General features: G+C 54.1%; 3 tRNA genes and 3 rRNA genes. All 6 read left to right on the top strand.

The annotated features are described in order from the left end of the window. Positions 1 to 1,196, top strand: a 16S ribosomal RNA gene (locus AC2FMY_RS21855); the annotation flags it as partial. A gap of 152 nt (positions 1,197 to 1,348) precedes the next feature. Beyond that, positions 1,349 to 1,424, top strand: a tRNA-Ala gene (locus AC2FMY_RS21850). Between the two features lie 107 nt (positions 1,425 to 1,531). Continuing rightward, positions 1,532 to 1,608: transfer RNA gene (locus AC2FMY_RS21845), tRNA-Ile, on the top strand. Positions 1,609 to 2,317: 709 nt separating this feature from the next. Then, positions 2,318 to 5,183: ribosomal RNA gene (locus AC2FMY_RS21840) — 23S ribosomal RNA — on the top strand. A gap of 233 nt (positions 5,184 to 5,416) precedes the next feature. Continuing rightward, positions 5,417 to 5,531 (top strand): 5S ribosomal RNA (rrf, locus tag AC2FMY_RS21835). Between the two features lie 121 nt (positions 5,532 to 5,652). Continuing rightward, positions 5,653 to 5,729, top strand: a tRNA-Met gene (locus AC2FMY_RS21830). The last annotated feature ends 2 nt before the right edge of the window (positions 5,730 to 5,731 follow it).

Below are 5,731 nucleotides of genomic sequence, written 5' to 3'. Positions count from 1 at the left end.
GGATGATCAGCAACACTGGGACTGAGACACGGCCCAGACTCCTACGGGAGGCAGCAGTGGGGAATCTTGGACAATGGGGGCAACCCTGATCCAGCCATGCCGCGTGAGTGAAGAAGGCCCTAGGGTCGTAAAGCTCTTTCGCCTGTGAAGATAATGACGGTAGCAGGTAAAGAAACCCCGGCTAACTCCGTGCCAGCAGCCGCGGTAATACGGAGGGGGTTAGCGTTGTTCGGAATTACTGGGCGTAAAGCGCACGTAGGCGGATTGGAAAGTTGGGGGTGAAATCCCGGGGCTCAACCCCGGAACTGCCTCCAAAACTCCCAGTCTTGAGTTCGAGAGAGGTGAGTGGAATTCCGAGTGTAGAGGTGAAATTCGTAGATATTCGGAGGAACACCAGTGGCGAAGGCGGCTCACTGGCTCGATACTGACGCTGAGGTGCGAAAGTGTGGGGAGCAAACAGGATTAGATACCCTGGTAGTCCACACCGTAAACGATGAATGCCAGTCGTCGGCAAGCATGCTTGTCGGTGACACACCTAACGGATTAAGCATTCCGCCTGGGGAGTACGGTCGCAAGATTAAAACTCAAAGGAATTGACGGGGGCCCGCACAAGCGGTGGAGCATGTGGTTTAATTCGAAGCAACGCGCAGAACCTTACCAACCCTTGACATCCCAGGACCGGCCCAGAGATGGGTCTTTCACTTCGGTGACCTGGTGACAGGTGCTGCATGGCTGTCGTCAGCTCGTGTCGTGAGATGTTCGGTTAAGTCCGGCAACGAGCGCAACCCACACCCTTAGTTGCCAGCAGTTCGGCTGGGCACTCTAAGGGAACTGCCCGTGATAAGCGGGAGGAAGGTGTGGATGACGTCAAGTCCTCATGGCCCTTACGGGTTGGGCTACACACGTGCTACAATGGTAGTGACAATGGGTTAATCCCAAAAAGCTATCTCAGTTCGGATTGTCGTCTGCAACTCGACGGCATGAAGTCGGAATCGCTAGTAATCGCGTAACAGCATGACGCGGTGAATACGTTCCCGGGCCTTGTACACACCGCCCGTCACACCATGGGAGTTGGGTTTACCCGAAGGCCGTGCGCCAACCTTTCGAGGGGGCAGCGGACCACGGTGAGCTCAGCGACTGGGGTGAAGTCGTAACAAGGTAGCCGTAGGGGAACCTGCGGCTGGATCACCTCCTTTCTAAGGATGTTTCTGGCATCATGGAGTTCGCTCTTGATCGTGAAACACTTAGCAGAAGATCAACAAACAAAGTTGGTCAAACTCAAGGACCAGGCCGTCCTCATATCTCTTCAGAAAATCAGGATCTTGCGAATAGGCGCGAGGTCCGGCAAGGGGCCTTAGCTCAGCTGGGAGAGCGCCTGATTTGCATTCAGGAGGTCAGGAGTTCGATCCTCCTAGGCTCCACCAAGCATGACGGCCCTTGTAATCAGCCACTATAGGGTCTGGCCCTCTCGGCATCTTTTCTTTGAAAAGAGCCTGTCGGGCGACGCCGATTTTGCGAAGCAAAATCAGCTGGGTCGGTAGCTCAGGTGGTTAGAGCGCACGCCTGATAAGCGTGAGGTCGGAGGTTCAAGTCCTCCTCGACCCACCACCGTCTCTTTTTGCTGCAAGCAAAAAGATGACGAACAACACTCGCCAGGTGGTGGTAAGCGGCAGTTGCTTTTGCTTGCAAAAGCAATGAGAGCGGGTCTCCGGATTGTCCTGATATCCAAAGAGAACAGGTTTTTGAGCATTTTTAGGAATGCTGAGATGTCTGTTCTTAACAGACTATGGTGTGCGAACGCGCATTCTCTTCGAGAATACGCTGCCTCGCACTCGGCAGACTTTCTTCGAAAGTCGCCGTAATTGACATCGTTTAGAGAGAAATCAATCAACACTGTTTGATCGCGCCGAGTGTGGCGCTGATCTCGGTCGGTTCCATCGTCTGATGGACGGCACGGTTTGGGTCTAGCCGGCCCTGTCTTGTGTATCCCGATCCGAAAAGAACAGAGTTGTCCAAGTCAAATATACTAACCCGAGCGACCTGCGTTGATCAGCTGCACGGCTGGGAGACCATATGGGGTTGCTCAATTGTCCTCGTCCAAGTGGCGGGGGCGGGAAATGTATGTTTTTGGTTCAGAAGAACGATCGCCTTTAGTTACCAGCTGGGCGGTCTCGATTGACATGAGTTCTGGCGCAACTTCGGTTGTGGACGGTTAAACGTCCTCAAGTAGCCGAATAGGCGGTAGGACAAATATAGTGCGCTCAAGTAGCCGAACAGGCGGTAGCGCAAAATGTTATGTCTTTCTTTTTCTGGATCAAATCAAGCGCGAGAAGGGCGTTTGGTGAATGCCTTGGCAGCAAGAGGCGATGAAAGACGTGATACTCTGCGATAAGCCATGGGGAGCTGAGAATAAGCTTTGATCCATGGATTTCTGAATGGGGCAACCCACCTGAATGTTTGTTATTGTTGGCACAGCTGATCAATAATGAGCATGACCAGGTATTTATGACCTGAATACATAGGGTTATAAAGGCAAACCCGGGGAACTGAAACATCTAAGTACCCGGAGGAAAGGAAATCAATTGATACTCCCCCAGTAGCGGCGAGCGAACGGGGACCAGCCGAGCCTTGAGAGTGAGAAGAACCAGTTGGGAAACTGGGCCATAGCGGGTGACAGCCCCGTATTCGAAGCTCGATGGGACGTATTAAGTAGGGCGGGACACGTGAAATCCTGTCTGAAGATCGGAGGACCACCTTCGAAGGCTAAGTACTCCTTGCTGACCGATAGCGAACCAGTACCGTGAGGGAAAGGTGAAAAGCACCCCGACGAGGGGAGTGAAACAGTACCTGAAACCGAACGCCTACAATCAGTCGGAGCCCCCTTGCGGGGTGACGGCGTACCTTTTGTATAATGGGTCATCGACTTGGTCTCACGAGCAAGCTTAAGCCGTTAGGTGTAGGCGCAGCGAAAGCGAGTCTTAATAGGGCGCATGAGTTCGTGGGATCAGACCCGAAACCGAGTGATCTAGGCATGGCCAGGTTGAAGGCAAGGTAACACTTGCTGGAGGACCGAACCCACATCCGTTGAAAAGGATCGGGATGAGCTGTGCCTAGGGGTGAAAGGCCAATCAAACTCGGAGATAGCTGGTTCTCTGCGAAATCTATTTAGGTAGAGCGTCATCCGAATACCCCGGGGGGTAGAGCACTGGATGGGTAATGGGGCCCCACAGGCTTACTGATCCTAACCAAACTCCGAATACCCGGGAGTACTAGATGGCAGACACACTGCGGATGCTAACGTCCGTAGTGGAGAGGGAAACAACCCTGACCTACAGCTAAGGCCCCCAATTCATGGCTAAGTGGGAAAGCAGGTGGGACGACCAAAACAACCAGGAGGTTGGCTTAGAAGCAGCCATCCTTTAAAGATAGCGTAACAGCTCACTGGTCTAAACAAGTTGTCCTGCGGCGAAGATGTAACGGGGCTCAAGCCATGAGCCGAAGCTTAGGATGCCGTAAGGCATGGTAGCAGAGCGTAGTGTGACATAGGACTTATCCTGTATTGCCGCCGGTCATTTGGCGCGAGAAATCGCGCTCAAGTAGCCGAACAGGCGGTAGCGCAGGATAGAGTCCTTTCGATGAAGCCGGCGCGTGAGCGATCCGGTGGAGAGATCACTAGTGAGAATGATGACATGAGTAGCGACAAAGAGTGTGAGAGACACTCTCGCCGAAAGTCCAAGGGTTCCTGCTTAAAGCTAATCTGAGCAGGGTAAGCCGGCCCCTAAGCCGAGGCCGAAAGGCGTAGGCGATGGGAAACAGGTTAATATTCCTGTGCCAGGAGGATGTGACGGATCACGACTGTTGTTCACCCTTATCGGATTGGGTGGGCCGCTGAGTGGTTCCTGGAAATAGCCCTCCATCAGACCGTACCCTAAACCGACACAGGTGGACTGGTAGAGCATACCAAGGCGCTTGAGAGAACGATGTTGAAGGAACTCGGCAAAATACCTCCGTAAGTTCGCGAGAAGGAGGCCCGGTTCCTAGGCAACTAGGGGCTGGGGGCACAAACCAGGGGGTGGCGACTGTTTATTAAAAACACAGGGCTCTGCGAAGTCGCAAGACGACGTATAGGGTCTGACGCCTGCCCGGTGCCTGAAGGTTAAAAGGAGGGGTGAGAGCTCCGAATTGAAGCCCAGGTAAACGGCGGCCGTAACTATAACGGTCCTAAGGTAGCGAAATTCCTTGTCGGGTAAGTTCCGACCTGCACGAATGGCGTAACGACTTCCCCGCTGTCTCCAACATCGACTCAGCGAAATTGAATTGCCTGTCAAGATGCAGGCTTCCCGCGGTTAGACGGAAAGACCCCGTGCACCTTTACTACAGCTTCGCACTGGCATCAGGATTGTGATGTGCAGGATAGGTGGTAGGCTTTGAAGCAGGAACGCAAGTACCTGTGGAGCCTCCCTTGAGATACCACCCTTCGCACTCTTGATGTCTAACCGCGGTCCGTCATCCGGATCCGGGACCCTGCGTGGCGGGTAGTTTGACTGGGGCGGTCGCCTCCTAAAGCGTAACGGAGGCGCGCGAAGGTTGGCTCAGAGCGGTCGGAAATCGCTCGTTGAGTGCAATGGCAGAAGCCAGCCTGACTGCGAGACTGACAAGTCGAGCAGAGACGAAAGTCGGCCATAGTGATCCGGTGGTCCCAAGTGGGAGGGCCATCGCTCAACGGATAAAAGGTACGCCGGGGATAACAGGCTGATACTGCCCAAGAGTCCATATCGACGGCAGTGTTTGGCACCTCGATGTCGGCTCATCTCATCCTGGGGCTGGAGCAGGTCCCAAGGGTACGGCTGTTCGCCGTTTAAAGAGGTACGTGAGCTGGGTTTAGAACGTCGTGAGACAGTTCGGTCCCTATCTGCCGTGGGTGTAGGAGACTTGAGAGGAGTTGCCCCTAGTACGAGAGGACCGGGGTGAACGATCCACTGGTGGACCTGTTGTCGTGCCAACGGCAGTGCAGGGTAGCTATGATCGGACAGGATAACCGCTGAAGGCATCTAAGCGGGAAGCCCCCCTCAAAACAAGGTCTCCCTGAGGGCCGTGGAAGACCACCACGTCAATAGGCCGGAGATGTAAGCGCAGCAATGCGTTCAGTTGACCGGTACTAATCGCCCGATAGGCTTGATTTGATCCAGTAATGGAAAGACACCCACCGCCTCAAGTAGCGAAGCGGTAGGCGAAATCAAAAAGCCAAAAACATACACACCTTGAGTTGGACAATGACGTGACAATCCGCATAAGCGGATCGCACGGTGTTGATTGATACAACAACCGTGCGGGAACGCGCATTCGCAAGCGAATACGCTGCCTCCCGCGCGTCGCCTTTTTGCAAAGCAAAAAGAGCGACGGGGATTTTCCTCGGTTTGGTGGTCATAGCGCGAGCAAAACACCCGGTCCCATTCCGAACCCGGAAGTTAAGTGCCGCCGCGCCAATGGTACTTGGGCTCAAGCCCCGGGAGAGTAGGTCACCGCCAAACCTAGTAAAATCCCCACAATCCTCTCAAAACGATCAAAACACATGCAAGGCCGGCAAACAGCCCAAAAGGCAAACGGCCAAACATCGGCCTCAAGGCAAAAACCAAAAGGCCAACAAACCGGCGCGGGATGGAGCAGCCAGGTAGCTCGTCAGGCTCATAACCTGAAGGTCGCAGGTTCAAATCCTGCTCCCGCAACCAAA

It is taken from the genome of Ruegeria sp. YKSE079 (assembly GCF_059612845.1).
Note: the sequence above shows the minus strand (reverse complement) of the source record. Positions and strands in the feature narration are given on the sequence as shown.